Below are 16,109 nucleotides of genomic sequence, written 5' to 3'. Positions count from 1 at the left end.
AAAGACCAACTATGAAATGTCAAGCGTGAAATACAATATAAATGAAGAGTGGTTACCCTAAAAAAGGGTAACTTAAATAAACCTTGAGAAGTCTCAAAAAATAAAAAAGTTATCTCTGGACTGGGAATGGAGGGATTTTATAGGGTTTATTACTCTTTAGAATGGCATAGACAATATAACACAACTTCCTAGCTACAGCTCCTATACAAACATAATAGTGTTTTCCTTGATTTCGTTTCTTTTCATAAAAAGCTTTTAATACAGGGTCATGTTTATAAGCAGTAATAGCCGCTTGAAATAATGCTCTACGTAGATGGGAGGAGCCACGTTTGGACATAGACATACCAGTTGATTCGTATTGACCTGATTGAGAAATAGTGGCATCAATACCGGCATAAGCCACAAGTTTAGAAGGCTTGTCAAAGCGGCCTATATCCCCAATCTCGCTTAATATAGTGGCACCTAATATAGGACCAATACCCGGAATAGTAGTGATTGGCGTATCTAAGTCACTTAATAGTTGAGACATTTGATTCTCACATTCTCTCAACTGAGTTTCAATAAAGCGGATTTGCTCCATCAACATTTTTAATTGGAATGAGAAAGCATCTTTACAAAAGGTGACACCAAATGAGTTTGAGGCTAATTCCATCAGTTGATTGGCTGTTTTTTTTCCAAGTCGGCAACGACTTGCTTGCTCAATTATTAGTGTCAAATCATCAATAGACAGTCTTTCATAATCGCTAGGAGATGTATATTCAATTAGGAGCTGTGAAGACGTTTTGCCAAAGACATTAGAGAAAATACTTTGATATTCTGGAAAGGTTTGATCTAACACGACAAGCGCCTTACGTTTTAAATCACTTATATTACGTACAAGAGAATTACGAAACCGGCTTAGTTGTTTTAAAGCGAACATTTTCTCGTCTACGAGTGGAGTTTCAAGGAAGCGGCCAAATCGTATGACATCGGCAATCATAGTGGCGTCAATGGCATCTGTTTTTCTCTTTCTAATTTCTGTTCCCTTTCGCCATGCATTGGTTTGGAGTGGGTTCAGTACAATCACAGAAAAACCATGATCTAGTAGAAAAGAATAGACAGCTATCCAATAGTGACCGGTGGCCTCCATCCCGATTGACAGTTCTGTCGGAGAACTAATGTATCGGTAAAGCCAAGTTAATAAAGCTTGTCCACCTTCTTTATGATTGTGGAAAGGAAATGGCTTGGTAATAGGTTTCCCAGTGGAATCAATGATGGAAGCATAGTGCTTGTGTTTGGCAATATCAATACCTAAGTAGAACATAGTATACACCCCTATTTTGATGATTTTTAGATAGTGTTATCCTCCCCTGAACTAATAAGCGCTACTACCTCGTAAGAGATACGAAGAATGACCAATGGTCATCAACATCCAACTCATTCGTAAACTACTTATTAGACAGAGGTACCAATCTTTCAATCGAATACAAGGATTCAAGGTGGTGATCGGCAACACTCTATCTACAAATATAAGTATCTCATAAAGCTGGATACTCTTGGGTTTATAGGTGAATCCCATTCCTAAAAAACCTAACTTAATCATACGAGGTGGTGTTACTGTTAATGAACCTTTTACAACTTTCTCTTCTTGTTCATCATAAGCTGATACAAGCATATCAATTGTATGTTCCTCCTCAGAAACAGCCACAACTTCAAAGTGGATTTGTAACGTTTCATAATGGTGAACAGGCTTCACGAACGTAAGGTCCTTCCTAATAATATGACTACCTGGACCTGGCAAATATTTCGTAACCGCCGTTGTAATCATCCCTGTTAGCATAATGCTTGGTACAATCGGCTTTTCATACGGAGTTTGGGATGCGTAATCATGCTGAATATATAATGGATTGGCATCATTCGTTAACCCTAAATACAATAACAAATCTTTATCCTCAATTTTTTCAGTGATAGATAGTTTCTCTCCTACTGTAATTTCATCCATTCTACGACCAATTTGAACTTTTTTCTTTAACATGTTACAACCCCCTCCGATTTTTTCACCTTATTATCCTACTAAAAGCGATACCTTATCCGAAAATTACTATGATGAGGGCAATGTATAGTATAAGTCTATAGTTTCATTATAGGATCCTACAAATGATAGCGTTTTCATATTATTTTAAAAAAACAATTCAGTAAATAGTAGAAAAAGATTCGGGGCCCCGAATCTTTTTCCGCCTATATTTAATTATTAAACAAGAACTTTCATAACGTTACGTACAGATTCTACAGAGCGATCTAACGCTTCTCTTTCATCTTCAAGAAGTTCTAATTCAATAATTTTTTCAATTCCGTTACCACCTAGAATTACTGGTACCCCTAAGTAAAGGTCACTATAACCATATTCACCTTCAAGGTACGCAATAGCTGGTAATACACGGCGTTGATCTTTCAAGATTGCTTCTGTCATTTCAACTAAAGATGCTGCTGGCGCATAATATGCACTACCGTTTCCTAATAAGCCTACAATCTCACCGCCACCTTTACGTGTACGTTCTACGATTGCTTCTAAACGCTCTTTCGGAATCAATGTTTCTAACGGTATACCACCTGCATATGAGTAGCGCACAAGAGGTACCATATCATCACCATGTCCCCCAAGAACAAATCCTGTAATATCTTTAACAGATAGATTTAATTCTTGCGCAATGAATGTACGGAAACGAGCTGTATCTAATACACCTGATTGACCAATAACACGCTCTTTCGGGAACCCAGCCTCTTTAAATACAGAATATGTCATTGCATCAACTGGATTTGTTAACACAACAATAATCGCATTTGGTGAATGTTTTGCAATGTCGCGCGTAATACTTTTCATAATTTTAGAGTTTGTTGCTACTAAGTCATCACGGCTCATACCAGGCTTACGCGCAATACCTGCTGTAATAACGACAACGTCAGAATCAGCAGTATCTGCGTAATCAGATGTACCAATAATGTTAGCATCAAAACCTTGTACTGGGCTCGCTTCTAACATATCTAACGCTTTCCCTTTTGTTGGATTTTCCAGCTGTGGAATGTCCACTAATACAACATCTGCAAGTTCTTTTTGTGCTAATAAGAATGCTGTTGTTGCTCCTGTAAATCCTGCACCGATGACTGAAACCTTTTTGCGTTTGATTGTCATAATTTACCCCCCGCTTTAATTATGCGTTTTTGATTATCGCTACATCCATGTTTTTAATAAGTTCATTAGCAAACTCAGAACATTTCACTTCTGTTGCACCTTCCATTAAGCGTGCGAAATCATATGTTACTACTTTTGATGCAATTGTTTTCTCAACTGAAGCAGTTACTAATTTCGCAGCTTCGTTCCATCCTAAGTGCTCTAATAATAATACACCAGAAAGAAGAACAGAAGATGGATTTACTTTATCTAAACCTGCATATTTCGGAGCTGTACCATGTGTAGCTTCAAAAATAGCATGTCCAGTAACATAGTTAATATTTGCACCAGGTGCAATACCAATGCCACCTACTTGTGCAGCAAGTGCATCAGAGATATAGTCTCCGTTTAAGTTCATTGTTGCAACAACATCGAACTCACGAGGACGAGTTAAAATTTGTTGTAAGAAGATATCTGCAATAGAATCTTTTACGATGATTTTTCCAGCAGATTCTGCTTCAGCCATCGCTTTATTCGCTGCATCCTTACCATCTTTCTCAACAATACGGTCATATTCAGCCCAAGTAAATACTTTATCGCCAAATTCTTGTTCCGCTACTTCATAACCCCAGTTTTTGAAAGCACCTTCTGTAAATTTCATAATGTTTCCTTTATGAACTAATGTAACAGAAGAGCGTTTTTCGTTAATTGCATATTGAATTGCAGCACGAACAAGACGCTTTGTCCCTTCTTCTGAAATAGGCTTAATACCAATCCCTGAAGTTTCTGGGAAGCGAATTTTATTAACGCCCATTGCTTCTTTTAAGAAAGCAAGAACTTTTTCTGCTTCTGGAGATCCTTGTGCATATTCAATCCCAGCATAAATGTCTTCTGTATTTTCACGGAAAATAACCATATCAGTATCTTCCGGACGTTTTACAGGTGAAGGAACACCTTCAAAGTAACGAACTGGACGTAGACATACATATAAATCTAATTCTTGACGAAGTGCTACGTTTAGAGAACGAATACCACCACCAACCGGAGTTGTAAGTGGACCTTTAATCGCGATTAAATACTCACGAATTTCATTTAATGTCTCTTCTGGTAACCACTCGCCTGTTTGGTTGAATGCTTTTTCCCCTGCAAGCACTTCTTTCCAAACGATCTTCTTCTCACCATCATAAGCTTTTTCAACTGCTGCTTCTAGTACGCGAGATGCAGCTGCCCAAATATCAGGACCAATTCCATCTCCTTCGATAAATGGAATAATCGGATTGTTTGGTACATTCATAACACCATTAGTTACAGTAATTTTTTCACCTGTTGTCAATGTGATAACCCCCATGTTTGAAATTTCATATGTATGAAACTGAGGGAGTAACCCCTCAGTTCAAACCGTTAGTCAAATTAAAATATTCTAATCATTACATCTTCCCAAAAAAGTCAGACTTTTGAAAGCGTATTTTCACTATCAAAATAGTGTTTTTAGCTTATCGTTGCGCTAGTGGAACATACACTTGGTGTGTCGGTCCATTATAATCAGCACGCGGACGGATTAAACGGTTATTTTCATATTGTTCTAGAATATGAGCTAACCAGCCTGACATACGGCTAATTGCAAAGATAGGTGTAAATAAATCATGGTCAATTCCTAAACAATGGTATACAGAAGCTGAATAGAAATCAACATTTGGTGGAAGACCTTTTTCTTTTGTTACAATGTCTTCAATTTTGATAGACATATTATACCATTTCTCTTCTCCTAAAAGCACGCATAATCTCTTAGACATTTCACGTAAATGTTTCGCGCGTGGATCACCATGCTCATACACACGATGGCCAAATCCCATAATTTTCACTTTATTTTGAAGAGCATTATGAATATATGATTCTACATTTTCTTCTTCGCCAATTTCAGTTAACATCTTCATTACATTTTCATTTGCCCCGCCGTGAAGAGGACCTTTTAACGCACCGATCGCTGCTGTAATACCAGAATATACATCCGACAGCGTAGCAACACAAACACGTGCAGTAAATGTAGAAGCGTTTAACTCATGATCTGCATGGAGTACAAGTGCTTTGTCAAAAGCCTCAATTTCAACTTCATTTGGCTCACGATTATTTAACATGTACAAGAAGTTTGCAGCTAATGATAAATCTTTTCTTGGCTCAACAACATCTAAACCTTTGCGAATTCTTGCATAAGCCGCAACTAAAGTCCCCACTTGCGCCTGTAATTTAACCGCTTTCAAATAATTGGACTTTTCATCCATTATTTCAGCGCTCTCATCATATAATGATAGCATGGAAATTGCAGTTCGTAAAACAGACATCGGGTGCGCAATATTTAAATCTACTTGTTTTAAATATGTTAAAATCTCACCTGGAACTTTATAGTATTGAGACACAGTTTCACTAAATTCCGCTAGTTCTTTTTCGTTAGGAAGCTTGCGGTGCCATAATAAGTACACTACTTCTTCAAATGTAGCATTCTCAGCTAAATCATCAATATTATACCCAACATAAGTTAATGTATCATCAATAATAGAGCTCACAGATGATGTTGTTGCTACTACCCCTTCTAAACCTCGAATAACAGTCATGACATTCTCTCCTTTTCCTGAAAATTCTCCCAATCTTGCTCCTTATATCTATTTGCTCCCCTTATAAATTATGAACGCTCGTTCACTCTTTAGGCAAGCAAAATGCACGATCATGCAAATTTATTGCGATGTTCCCCTCTTATTGTCCATTGCTTACATGGAAAGCATGAGCGTGAATGTCTCCCCGAATCCTCACGCTCAGAACAACAAGTTAGTGAGGAAAATTAATTCCGAAGAGTTTTATGATAAAAACAACATAAAACAATATCATTATAAAATTGTTTTATGTTGTTTTTATTTTATCTGGTGTAAAGTCTTTGCTGTTATGTAACTTTTCAAAGTTTCTAATCCTATTATAAACAATTATCTGACTTTTGTGAACAGAAAGAATTCAAAAATTTTATATTACTATAAAATTCTTCATTTAAACATTTGTATAATACTCATAACTGCATAGGCAATTCCAGCCCCAATTAATGGACCTACAGCGACCCCATTAAATAAAGCGACAGCTATAATTGTCCCAAAAACAAGCGCAGTTGTAATATGAGGGTCAGTCGTTAATAATTGCACTCCACCTTTCGCCAACAAAGCAACCGCTATCCCTGAAGCTAAGGCAATCCATGCATAATACGATTTCGCCGCTTCTCCAAGTTGTTTAAAGCCTATCTCACCAGTCGCAATTGGTACAAGCACCGCAATTGTAATAACCGTCACACCGAGGTTAATTCCCTTCGTTTGTAAATAAGGAAAAACCTTGTCTCCTAAAAACGTAAACTTCAATAAAAATAACACACCAACAGCTACAGTAAGCGATTGGTTTTTAGCAATTAGTCCTATAATAAATAGTATGAATAAAAATAACGTTGACTGACTAATCATGATTGCACTTCCTTTCTGAAAATAATGAACTTGTTTCCAAACAAAAATACCTTTAAACCTATCGTTATACATGCTATATCGATGCGCATTTATCAATTATAATAAAGCAACAAATTAATTTTTATATGCGTTTCAAAATTACAAACAAGACTTTAACCAGAAAAAAACTAAAGCATGCATACACCGGCTGTCTCTCCTTTCTTTTCTAATAAGAAACAGGTAAAATAAAAAGGAGAGAAAATGAAGTTTTTACCATATGGTAGAAGCATCACCAACAAGCTTTTACAGTCATTATTCCACTGCAAAAGCAGGCTAAATCCATCATTCCACTATAACATAAAGTGAAACTTTGATCAGTGAATCTCACTAGTTATAAGTTGAACGAATTAGGATAATCCAAATTGGAATGGGAGGTATACATCTTTGAACCGAAACTTACTATATATGATATTACGACTCATATTTGTCATTGTAGCAACGGTAGTTGGGTTCTATGCCTTACTTTACATGTCAGGCCTTATTTACCCTTTTATTATCGCTTTTGCATTCGCTTATTTGATTAATCCTGTCGTCAATTTCCTTAATCAAAAACTACAATTTCCTCGTGCGTTATCGGTACTCGTTAGCTTAATTCTCGTGTTCGGAGCTATCGTCGGACTTGTTACATACCTTGTAACTGAAGCAATATCTGCCACAACATACTTACTACAAATTGTTACAGTGAAGTTTCCAGATATCGTTGCATTCGCCCAAGAATTTGCACTTAATCATATTATGCCTCTCTATGATGATTTAATTTCTAAATTTAATCATCTCGGAGAACCGCAGCGATACACTATTACACAAAATATTCAAAACTTAGGTACCGAAGCAACGACACAAATGAAAGAACTTTTAACCGCCATCATAAGCGGATTAACAAATTTCATTAGTGCATTACCAACAACTTTAACTGTCCTTGTATTCGTCTTATTAGCCACTTTCTTCATTAGTTACGATTGGCATCGTCTTGCTCATAAAGCAAGAAAACTCCTACCCAATCGTGTACATGGATACGGAAAAACTATCTTTGTCGATTTAAGAAAAGCTTTGTTCGGTTTTGTTAAAGCGCAACTTACACTCGTATCTATGACAACTATCATTGTACTAATCGGTCTTTTAATATTACGCGTGCCATACGCAATTACTATCGCGATTATTACAGGAGTTGTAGATTTACTCCCGTATTTAGGAACAGGAGCTGTCTTCGTTCCTTGGGTTATATACGTATTTTTCACAGGCGACACTGCATTCGCCATCGGTCTTCTCATCCTATACATCGTCGTGATTGTCCAAAGACAAATCATGGAGCCGAAAGTACTTTCATCTAATATTGGACTTGATCCATTAGCGACACTCATCGCTCTATTTGTCGGCTTTAAGCTCTTTGGTTTTTTAGGATTAATCATCGGTCCAGTCACATTAGTACTACTTAATACATTACACAAAGCTCATGTATTCCATGACTTATGGAAATTCATCAAAGGCTCACCATCAAAATAATATTTTCTAATTCATACACAATAAAAAAATTAACTGTAATCAGTGGGAATTTCCCACTGATTATTCACTGTACTTTTTTGTACTAACTACATCCGAAAGAGAATTTCCTAAAAAAGGATAATTCTCTTATTTTTTGCATAAAAAACGCATGTTTTAGGTTAAAATTACATTTTTATTCTATTTATCCTATAATTATTACTTACATTTATTACTTTTTATGTAAATGAATAAATATACAAAATGAGGTAGGGGACCCTTTTAATCAGTAGTTTTCCTCCCCTCACCTATCTTCTTTACACTAATCAAACCTCGACAGAGGAAAGAACATTCCCTAAAGTAAACATTTAATTTACAAGAACCACTCTCTATCCCTATTGATTATCAGCTGACAACAATCTAACTTTCACAAAAAACTCATATTCCAACTGAAGTCTAAGCAGCCATAATTAACAAACAAAAAAAATAAAGCGTGGATCATAATGATCCACGCTTTATTTTTGAACAATAATAGTAGTTCTCTTTCTAAATTTCCAATCAATCCACTTCATAACAAGCGGTTTTAATAAAGCCCTCGTCGCAGGAACAACAAAGATAAAACCAAGTATATCCGTTACGTATCCCGGTAACACCAAAAGAATACCTCCTACGAATATAAAAATACCATCTAGAACCGCATCACCCGGCATTTCTCCTCTATTTAACCTAAATTGAATCTCTCTAAGCACTTTAAACCCTTGTCGTTTCGCCAAATACACACCTACAATACCCGTAAATATAATCATAGCGAACGTAGACCATAAACCTATTACATGACTCGACACAATTAATACCGTAATCTCAATCGCCGGTATTAAAATAAGCAAGCATAGTAACCACTTCATAACTCCACACTCCTTCATATTTCATTCAAAAAGCTCAAATATCGCCTCTCCCTCATCACATCTATCATGGCTTTATAAGCCTCTCACAACGCTCATATAAGCTCTATAAAAGATAAATAACCTTCGGCCATTAAACATTATAACAAACGTTTTCCAAAGCGATTTCAGGTATTTAAAGCTATCTCTACCCTTTTTTGTGTAAAAAAAAGAGAAGGACTCCGCTCCTTCTCTCCGTATTACTTCTTATAGCACTTCCGCATGTCCATTATAAACAATTCCGCGTGCTGCATCAACTGTTACTTCTTGGCCATTTTTTAAAGTTGTTGTTACGCCGTTTACACCAACGATAACAGGAATACCGATTGATACACCTACAACAGCTGCATGGCTTGTTAAGCCACCTTCTTCAACTACTAGAGCAGCAGCTTTTTCAATTGCAGGAATCATATCTTTATCAGTGCTTGTAGTAACAAGGATATCACCTTTGTTTACGTTCGCTACAGCTTCAGCAGCTGTTTTCGCTACAACTACTTTACCTTTTGCAGCTTTACGACCGATACCTTGCCCTTTAGCAACTTCTTCACCAACAACGTGGATTTTCATTAAGTTTGTTGTACCAGTTTCAGCAACTGGAACACCAGCAGTGATTACTACAGTATCTCCAAGTCCAATTAGACCTGCATCCATACCTGTTTGAATTGCAGTATCTAACATTTCGTCAGTAGAAGCTGCACGTTTTCCAGCCATAAACGCTTGAACACCCCAAACAAGTGCAAGACGACGTCCTACTTGCTCGTCAGATGTTACAGCTACGATTGGAGATTTCGGACGGTATTTAGAGATCATTTTCGCAGTATATCCACTTTCTGTTGGAGCTACGATTGCAGCTACATCAAGAGCAAGTGCTGTGTGCGCAACAGATTGACTAATTGCATCTGTAATTGTTGGAGTGAACTCTTTAATACGTTTTTTGAACATATCTTCATATTGTAATGATTTTTCAACACGTACTGCAATGTTAGCCATCATTGTTACAGCTTCTACAGGATATTGACCCGCAGCAGTTTCACCTGAAAGCATGATTGCATCTGTACCATCGAAGATTGCGTTTGCTACGTCACTTGCTTCCGCACGAGTTGGACGTGGGTTACGTTGCATAGAATCTAACATTTGCGTTGCAGTAATAACTGGTTTGCCTAATACGTTACATTTTTTGATTAGACGTTTTTGCACTAATGGTACTTCTTCTGGTGGAATTTCTACACCCATATCACCACGAGCTACCATTAAACCGTCAGAAACTTCTAAGATTGAATCGATATTGTCGATACCTTCTTGGTTTTCGATTTTTGGTACGATTTGGATATACTGAGCGTTATGCTCTTCTAATAATTCACGGATTTCTAATACGTCAGATGCTTTACGTACGAAAGATGCTGCGATGAAATCAACTTTTTGTTCGATACCGAAAACGATATCTTTAACGTCTTTTTCAGTGATACCAGGAAGCTTAATGCTTACGTTTGGTACGTTAACACCTTTTTTATTTTTTACAGTTCCGCTGTTTAATACTTTTGTACGGATATTTCCGTCAGCTTTCTCGATTACTTCTAGTTCGATAAGACCGTCATCGATTAGAATGCGAGAACCTGGGTCTACATCATCATAAAGACCAGCATAAGATACAGAGAACTTCTCTGCAGTTCCTAATACTTGTTCAGTAGAAAGAATTACTTCTGCACCTGTTACAAGCTCAGCTTGTCCGTCTACGAAGTCATGTGTACGGATTTCTGGGCCTTTTGTATCAAGTAAAATACCAACTGTTTTACCAGTTTTCTTTGAAGCTTCACGAATGTTTTTAATACGAGCTCCATGCTCTTCATGGCTACCGTGAGAGAAGTTTAAACGAGCAACGTTCATACCCGCTTCGATTAATTGCTCTAATTTCTCAATACTTTCACTAGCAGGACCTATAGTACATACAATTTTAGTTTTACGCATATTGCACCTCCGAAAATTATGAAACCGTTCCCAAATATCTGACATTAAGTCAATTAGATGGATAATTCTTTAGATAATTGATACATATCTTTATCGATTGTATGCTTTTGAGCTAACGCTTCGATAATGTCATGATCAACAAGTTTATTGTTTTGAATACCAACACAACGTCCGCCATTACCAGCAATTAATAATTCAACTGCTCTTGCACCAAGACGACTTGCTAATACACGGTCTTGTGCACTTGGTGATCCACCACGTTGTACGTGACCTAATACAGTTACACGAGTATCAAAGTTTGTTGCTTCTTCAATGTGCTTACCGATGTCAATTGCACTTCCAACACCTTCAGCTACAACGATAATACTGTGCTTTTTACCACGTTCACTACCGCGTTTCAGACGAGCGATAACATCATCCATGTCATACTTTTCTTCTGGGATTAAGATAGTTTCTGCACCATCAGCTAAACCAGCCCATAATGCGATATCTCCAGCGTGACGTCCCATTACTTCAATAACATATGTACGTTCATGAGATGTAGCTGTATCACGGATTTTATCAATTGCATCAATAACAGTATTTAAAGCTGTATCGAAACCAATTGTGAAGTCTGTTCCAGGGATATCATTGTCGATTGTACCTGGTACACCTACACATGGGAATCCTTGCTCAGTTAATTTTTTTGCGCCTTGGTAAGAACCATCTCCACCAATAACAACAAGTCCTTCAATACCATGTTTCTTTAATTGCTCGATTCCTTTAAGTCGTACTTCTGGGTCTTTAAACTCAGGACATCTTGCTGTATATAATTTTGTACCACCACGGTGGATAATATCGCCAACAGAACCAAGTTCTAATTTTTCAATATGACCAGAAATTAAACCAGCGTATCCATGGTAAATACCATATACTTCAATATCATGGAAAATCGCTTTACGAACAACTGCACGAATGGCAGCATTCATACCAGGTGAATCTCCACCACTTGTTAATACACCAATACGTTTCATTTGTACTCACCTCATAAAGATTATTTGCCTTATAATAAAATAACACGAAAAAATATAAAAACACAATGGAGAAGATGTGTCTTTTCATAATAAAAACGTGCATTCGCGAAGAGGAACGCACGCTTTTATTATTTTATCCAAATGGAAGCGTTTGAAAACGAAACTTGCCCAATTTTCATATATTTTTCATAACGTTTTTCGATTAATTCATCTTTCGAAATTCCGCTTAATTGTTCAAAAGTTTTTCTAAGCATTAAATCTATATTTTCTGATTGTTTCAAAACATTACGATGCGCCCCGCCTCGCGCCTCTGGAATAATTTCGTCAATTACACCTAATTCTTTCAAATCTAATGCTGTAATTCTCATCGCTTCTGCAGCCTCTTTCGCTTTTCCAGCGTCTTTCCAAAGAATTGCTGCCGCACCCTCTGGTGTAATAACAGAATAAGTGGAATTTTCTAGCATATGAATGTAATCTCCTACTCCAAGACCTAGCGCACCACCACTACCACCTTCACCGATAACAATACAAATAACAGGTACAGTTAAACCGGCCATTTCAAATAAATTACGGGCAATAGCTTCACTTTGACCACGCTCTTCAGCTGCTTTACCAGGATAAGCTCCCTTCGTATCAATGAAACAAATAATTGGACGATTGAACTTTTCCGCTTGTTTCATTAAACGCAGTGCTTTTCGATATCCTTCTGGATGAGGCATCCCAAAATTACGACGAATATTTTCTTTCGTATCTTTTCCGCGTTGATGCCCAATTACAGTTACAGGCATTCCCTTATATTTCGCAATGCCGCCGACAATCGCTGCATCATCGCCAAATAGGCGATCTCCATGACATTCAAAAAAATCAGTAAATAAGTGCTCAATATAATCGAGCGTTGTCGGTCGTTCTGCATGACGAGCAATTTGAACACGGTCCCATACTTTCATATTGCCGTATATATCTTCCTCTAAATGTTCTAGCTTGTCTTCCAAAATACGAATCTCCTCACTGAAGTCCATCTGGCTGTTTTTCGTATAGTCTTTCAGTTCACGAATCTTATTTCTTAGCTCTACAACTGGTTTCTCAAATTCTAGCTCTGCCATACAGCCATTTCCCCTCCTTGATGAACTTCTAAAATCTTACGGAGTGATTCTCTCATATCATCACGATGCACAACCGCATCTAATTGACCGTGCTCTAGTAAAAATTCTGCCGTTTGGAAATCTTCCGGCAGTTTCTCACGCACTGTTTGTTCAATTACACGTCTACCAGCAAATCCGATAAGTGCACCTGGCTCTGCAAGATTATAATCACCAAGTGAAGCGAAACTCGCTGAAACCCCGCCCGTCGTCGGGTGAGTCATAACAGAAATAAATAACCCTCCTGCATTACTATGCTTTTTCAAAGCTACGCTTGTTTTCGCCATTTGCATTAAACTTAATATCCCTTCTTGCATACGGGCACCACCCGACGCAGTAAAGATAATAAATGGAACTTGTAAGTCGTATGCCTTTTCAACTGCACGGGCAATTTTTTCTCCTACAACAGAGCCCATACTGCCCATTCGAAAACGAGAATCCATTACTGCAACAACAACAAGCATGTCATCAATTGTTCCTTCACCAGTTACAACCGCTTCATTCAATTCAGTCTTCTTACGATCGTTTTCTAGTTTCTCTTCATATCCTGGAAACTCAAGTGGATTTAATGAAACCATCTCTTTGTCATACTCACGAAATGAACCTTCGTCCAATATACTGTCAAGACGTTCCCATGCATTCATTGGATGATGATATCCACAATTTACGCATACTTTTAAATTCTTAAGAAGCTCTTTCGTATACATGATTTTTTTACATTTCGGACATTTTGTCATAACGCCATCTGGTACATCTTTTCGTACTTGTTCTGAAGGTATTGCAGCGTACTTTTTCTTTTTCACGAATAAATCTCTTAGCACAATTTGACCCCCTTCGTTGAGAGCTAAGGTTAGCGTAAGAAGAAAATGGGGCTAACACCAAAGTTTGATGTTAGCCTTATCTTCTCAATCTGTCTAATAACCTCTCTCTTTACGTTTAACTTTAACCGCTATGCGGTAGAATGTTTGTCATAACGTGTCATGGTCATTTCGACAAATTTTATACATTACGAGTGAAACTGTATATTCTCTACTAATTCATCGTAAATTTTTAACGCATCATTTTCTTGTTTCACTTCCAAAGTAGCATACAGCTTTCTATACAATTCGATAGAATCTCCTGAAACTTCACAAGAAAGAGTTGCAACGTAATCATTTACGATCATCCAAATGCGATATAGTAAATAATTATCGACTTGTTCAATAAGTGTTTTAAAGAACGTTTGATGAAGCATCGGAATTGAACTTGCGTTTTCTTCAAGCACTTGGTGTAATTTACTTAGCACTTTAGAAAACGCTTCTTTCGGTAAATTACATACAATTCGAATCATATCTTTCTCAAGCAATCGTTTTGTTTGTAATAAATCACGAATTGTTTTCTCATCTTGCAGTAGAAACGGAGCAATTAATTGTACAAGACCGTTATCGTAAAAGTTTCGAATAAACGTCCCCTCACCGCGTCTTGTTTCAATTAACCCTACCAATTCTAAAGCACGCAATGCTTCTCTTACAGAGGAACGTCCAACGTTTAGACGTGAACTTAACTCACGCTCAGACGGCAAACGATCCCCCGCTACTAAACCATCCTCTTCCATAATGGAACGGATTTTTTTTACAATTTCGAGATATACTTTTGTATTTGATGATGTCAATGGAAATTCCTCGCTTATTCTTTACCAATCAGCGCTAATTGTTTTGTTTTCTCAGCGACTTCATTTGGATCTACTTGACGGCGAGCTACTCCTGTCTCCATTGCTGCTTTCGCAACGTAAGCCGCTACTTGAGGCGCTACACGCGCGTCAAACGGCGCTGGAATGATATGATCTGCATTCAACTCATCCTCTGATACAAGCTCTGCAATGGCTTTTACAGCTGCCATCTTCATTTCTTCATTAATTTGTGTCGCATGTACATCAAGTGCACCGCGGAAAATACCAGGGAACGCTAGTACATTATTTACTTGGTTCGGGAAGTCAGAACGACCTGTTCCAACAACAGCTGCGCCCGCTGCTTTTGCCAATTCTGGCATAATTTCTGGAACCGGATTCGCCATTGCGAAAATAATCGCATCGTCATTCATTGTACGAACCATCTCCTCCGTTAATGCACCTTCTGCAGATACACCAATGAATACGTCCGCACCTTTTACAACGTCAGCTAAAGAACCTTCTATACGATTCTTATTTGTATATTTTGCAACTTCATCCTTCACGGGATTCATACCGACAGGACGACCTTCATAAATCGCACCTTTACGGTCACACATAATAACGTCACGTACACCATAGCGATATAAAAGTTTAATGATTGCAATACCTGCTGCACCTGCGCCATTTGCGACAACTTTAATGTCAGACATTTTCTTCCCAACTAATTTCAGCGCGTTCACAAGGCCTGCTACTGTTACGATAGCTGTTCCGTGTTGATCATCATGGAAGATAGGAATATTTGTCTCTTTTTTCAAACGTTCTTCAATAATGAAGCAATTTGGTGCTGCGATATCTTCTAAGTTTACACCACCAAAAGTTGGTTCCATTAATTTTACAGTTTCAACAATTTTATCTACATCGTTTGTATTTAAGGCAATTGGGAATGCATCTACACCAGCAAAGCTCTTGAATAATACAGCTTTACCTTCCATTACTGGAAGAGATGCTTCAGGTCCAATGTTACCAAGACCAAGTACAGCTGTTCCATCTGTCACAACTGCTACCATATTTCCCTTCATTGTATATTCATATACCTTACTTTTATCGTCATAAATTTCTTTACAAGGCTCTGCTACCCCTGGAGAATATGCAAGACTTAAATCTTTTGCATTTTCTACTTTTACTTTTGATACAGTTTCTAATTTTCCTTGATGCACTTTATGCATGTGAAGTGCTTCTTCACGAA

General features: G+C 37.5%; 13 protein-coding genes and 1 pseudogene. 1 reads left to right on the top strand and 13 read right to left on the bottom strand.

All coding sequences use genetic code 11. From position 1 onward, the window contains the following. Nucleotides 1-109: 109 nt before the first annotated feature. The 6 genes and pseudogenes from VK90_RS09230 to VK90_RS09205 form a co-directional block, all read right to left on the bottom strand. On the bottom strand, nucleotides 110-1,303 hold the full coding sequence (locus VK90_RS09230; protein ID WP_048372226.1) for an IS110 family transposase: 1,194 nt from the start codon (nucleotides 1,301-1,303) through the stop codon (nucleotides 110-112). A 282-nt stretch (nucleotides 1,304-1,585) separates the two neighbouring features. Continuing rightward, nucleotides 1,586-2,014: pseudogene (locus tag VK90_RS09225) on the bottom strand (MaoC/PaaZ C-terminal domain-containing protein); the annotation flags it as partial. Between the two features lie 216 nt (nucleotides 2,015-2,230). After that, the gene (gene mdh, locus VK90_RS09220) at nucleotides 2,231-3,169 is read right to left on the bottom strand and encodes a malate dehydrogenase (RefSeq protein ID WP_002173715.1); all 939 of its coding nucleotides are present in this window, start codon (nucleotides 3,167-3,169) and stop codon (nucleotides 2,231-2,233) included. Nucleotides 3,170-3,188: 19 nt separating this feature from the next. Then, the gene (icd, locus tag VK90_RS09215; RefSeq protein WP_002173716.1) at nucleotides 3,189-4,481 is read right to left on the bottom strand and encodes an NADP-dependent isocitrate dehydrogenase; all 1,293 of its coding nucleotides are present in this window, start codon (nucleotides 4,479-4,481) and stop codon (nucleotides 3,189-3,191) included. Nucleotides 4,482-4,641: 160 nt separating this feature from the next. After that, entirely contained in the window at nucleotides 4,642-5,790 is a 1,149-nt protein-coding gene (citZ, locus tag VK90_RS09210; protein ID WP_116500351.1) for a citrate synthase, read from the bottom strand. A 387-nt stretch (nucleotides 5,791-6,177) separates the two neighbouring features. Continuing rightward, the gene (locus tag VK90_RS09205; protein ID WP_002173718.1) at nucleotides 6,178-6,639 is read right to left on the bottom strand and encodes a DUF441 domain-containing protein; all 462 of its coding nucleotides are present in this window, start codon (nucleotides 6,637-6,639) and stop codon (nucleotides 6,178-6,180) included. 423 nt (nucleotides 6,640-7,062) lie between these two features. Here VK90_RS09205 and ytvI point away from each other — a divergent pair, with 423 nt between their 5' ends. Then, a complete protein-coding gene (gene ytvI, locus VK90_RS09200; protein ID WP_002173719.1) occupies nucleotides 7,063-8,181 on the top strand; it encodes a sporulation integral membrane protein YtvI in 1,119 nt (372 codons plus the stop codon). A gap of 491 nt (nucleotides 8,182-8,672) precedes the next feature. Here ytvI and VK90_RS09195 read toward each other — a convergent pair whose 3' ends face one another. From VK90_RS09195 to VK90_RS09165, 7 genes are all read right to left on the bottom strand, one after another. Continuing rightward, nucleotides 8,673-9,062: an FxsA family protein gene (locus VK90_RS09195; protein ID WP_048372222.1), complete on the bottom strand. Its 390-nt coding sequence runs from the start codon at nucleotides 9,060-9,062 to the stop codon at nucleotides 8,673-8,675. A 243-nt stretch (nucleotides 9,063-9,305) separates the two neighbouring features. Next, complete coding sequence (pyk, locus tag VK90_RS09190) at nucleotides 9,306-11,063, bottom strand: pyruvate kinase (protein WP_048372220.1); 1,758 nt, start codon at nucleotides 11,061-11,063, stop codon at nucleotides 9,306-9,308. A gap of 53 nt (nucleotides 11,064-11,116) precedes the next feature. After that, nucleotides 11,117-12,076 (bottom strand): 6-phosphofructokinase, encoded by a 960-nt coding sequence (pfkA, locus tag VK90_RS09185; protein WP_002173722.1) that lies wholly within the window; start codon nucleotides 12,074-12,076, stop codon nucleotides 11,117-11,119. A 128-nt stretch (nucleotides 12,077-12,204) separates the two neighbouring features. Then, complete coding sequence (gene accA / locus VK90_RS09180) at nucleotides 12,205-13,179, bottom strand: acetyl-CoA carboxylase carboxyl transferase subunit alpha (RefSeq protein WP_048372219.1); 975 nt, start codon at nucleotides 13,177-13,179, stop codon at nucleotides 12,205-12,207. Beyond that, a complete protein-coding gene (gene accD / locus VK90_RS09175) occupies nucleotides 13,167-14,036 on the bottom strand; it encodes an acetyl-CoA carboxylase, carboxyltransferase subunit beta (protein ID WP_002173724.1) in 870 nt (289 codons plus the stop codon). Before accD ends, accA begins: the two co-directional genes overlap by 13 nt. Before the next feature lie 185 nt (nucleotides 14,037-14,221). Next, complete coding sequence (locus VK90_RS09170; protein ID WP_002173725.1) at nucleotides 14,222-14,866, bottom strand: FadR/GntR family transcriptional regulator; 645 nt, start codon at nucleotides 14,864-14,866, stop codon at nucleotides 14,222-14,224. 14 nt (nucleotides 14,867-14,880) lie between these two features. Beyond that, the gene (locus VK90_RS09165) at nucleotides 14,881-16,089 is read right to left on the bottom strand and encodes an NAD(P)-dependent malic enzyme (protein WP_178938881.1); all 1,209 of its coding nucleotides are present in this window, start codon (nucleotides 16,087-16,089) and stop codon (nucleotides 14,881-14,883) included. Nucleotides 16,090-16,109: the final 20 nt, after the last annotated feature.

The sequence above is a fragment of the Bacillus sp. LK2 genome, from assembly GCF_001043575.1.
Classification (GTDB): domain Bacteria; phylum Bacillota; class Bacilli; order Bacillales; family Bacillaceae_G; genus Bacillus_A; species Bacillus_A paramycoides.
This window is presented reverse-complemented; position numbering and strand designations above follow the sequence as displayed.

Coding starts and splice junctions, on each gene's coding strand:
- pyk (WP_048372220.1), bottom strand. CDS start 11,063: ATGCGTAAAACTAAAATTGTATGTACTATAGGTCCTGCTAGTGAAAGT.
- VK90_RS09205 (WP_002173718.1), bottom strand. CDS start 6,639: ATGATTAGTCAGTCAACGTTATTTTTATTCATACTATTTATTATAGGA.
- VK90_RS09195 (WP_048372222.1), bottom strand. CDS start 9,062: ATGAAGTGGTTACTATGCTTGCTTATTTTAATACCGGCGATTGAGATT.
- mdh (WP_002173715.1), bottom strand. CDS start 3,169: ATGACAATCAAACGCAAAAAGGTTTCAGTCATCGGTGCAGGATTTACA.
- VK90_RS09230 (WP_048372226.1), bottom strand. CDS start 1,303: ATGTTCTACTTAGGTATTGATATTGCCAAACACAAGCACTATGCTTCC.
- accA (WP_048372219.1), bottom strand. CDS start 13,179: ATGGCAGAGCTAGAATTTGAGAAACCAGTTGTAGAGCTAAGAAATAAG.
- VK90_RS09165 (WP_178938881.1), bottom strand. CDS start 16,089: ATGCATAAAGTGCATCAAGGAAAATTAGAAACTGTATCAAAAGTAAAA.
- pfkA (WP_002173722.1), bottom strand. CDS start 12,076: ATGAAACGTATTGGTGTATTAACAAGTGGTGGAGATTCACCTGGTATG.